General features: G+C 56.7%; 2 protein-coding genes and 1 pseudogene. All 3 read right to left on the bottom strand.

Annotated elements, in window-relative coordinates; genetic code table 11:
• Nucleotides 1-285 (bottom strand): annotated as a pseudogene (locus B5G37_RS14535) (hypothetical protein); the annotation flags it as partial.
• Nucleotides 285-629, bottom strand: a complete 345-nt coding sequence (locus B5G37_RS14530) for a hypothetical protein (protein ID WP_087258959.1) — start codon at nt 627-629, stop codon at nt 285-287. The pseudogene B5G37_RS14535 and the gene B5G37_RS14530, both read right to left, overlap by 1 nt.
• Complete coding sequence (locus B5G37_RS14525; RefSeq protein WP_087258961.1) at nt 626-1,072, bottom strand: methyltransferase domain-containing protein; 447 nt, start codon at nt 1,070-1,072, stop codon at nt 626-628. Before B5G37_RS14525 ends, B5G37_RS14530 begins: the two co-directional genes overlap by 4 nt.
• Nucleotides 1,073-1,150: the final 78 nt, after the last annotated feature.

Below are 1,150 nucleotides of genomic sequence, written 5' to 3'. Positions count from 1 at the left end.
AGTGACCAGATAGTTTTCATCACCCTCGAAGGTCAAACCATGTCCGCTCTCGAAATCAGCAATGCAGGATTTTATCTCATAGAACTCGAACGTCCCCAGTTCCAGACTCGACGGTTCCAAACGCTGCTCCGGCATGAAAGGCCGGAACGCCACATAGTCCACGCGCCTTTCGTAGGACGTACCCTTGTCGAAGGGGACCTCCCGGCTCCAAACCATGTTCCGTCCTGTGATCCGCTTCTCCACCAATTCGGAAAGACAGCGGGTCACTTCCTTCCGGCTCTCCATCACATCACCGCATTTCGCGCGGCGTCCAGAAGTCTCTTCGCAATCGCCATCAGGTCGTCGCGCCGGTTACCGGATATGTACGACCAATGATCCTCGTCTTCTTCCAAAGCCTTGTCAATTCTGCTCAGATAGCAGTAGCCATCTTCGGTGGTATAGGCGGACACCACTGCGAGTGTTTTAGCCACGGACTCGATCTGCTCCTTGCAAGGTTCAGCCTCGCGTCCGGACTGGTATGCCAGTTGCAGATCGTCCGTGGTGAGGGAAAGGAGTTTCAACGGCCAGTTTTTCCCGTTCCAGTACTGTGTGGGGTAGCAGCGTTCGGCTTCCTGTTTGCTGATGCTCATTGCTCCTCCGTTCCTGCTTTCATGAACACGATCCAATGCGTGCCGGTCTGCTTGGGCTGCTTGTTCCCGAACAGTGGTTTCTCCTCACACAACTTCAGAATCTTGGACAGTGGAATCTGCACCTCGTTCCATTTGAAGATCAGCACCCCGTATGGTTTCAGCACGCGGAAGCATTCACGGAACATGAGGCGCAAATCCTCCTGCCACGTCTCCGGGTCCAAGGCACCGTATTTCTTCGCCATGTAGGCGTTCTCCCCGACGTGACGAAGGTGGGGAGGATCGAGGACGACCATGCGGAACGTGCCATCGGGGAACGGCAGGTCCCGGTAGTCCATCTCCATGTCCGGCTTCACGTCGAACCGGCGTCCGTCGCACAGCTCCCAGCTCTCGTCGCGGATGTCCCCGAACAGGACGCGGGTATCATGCTTGTCGAACCAGAACATGCGCCCGGATGACGCCGGGTCCAGCACCGGCTGGTAAGCGTTCACGCTCATTGCGTTCTCCTTTTCCTGTCGCTCCGG

Source organism: Pseudoflavonifractor sp. An85, assembly GCF_002161235.1.
GTDB lineage: Bacteria > Bacillota > Clostridia > Oscillospirales > Oscillospiraceae > Enterenecus.
This window is presented reverse-complemented; position numbering and strand designations above follow the sequence as displayed.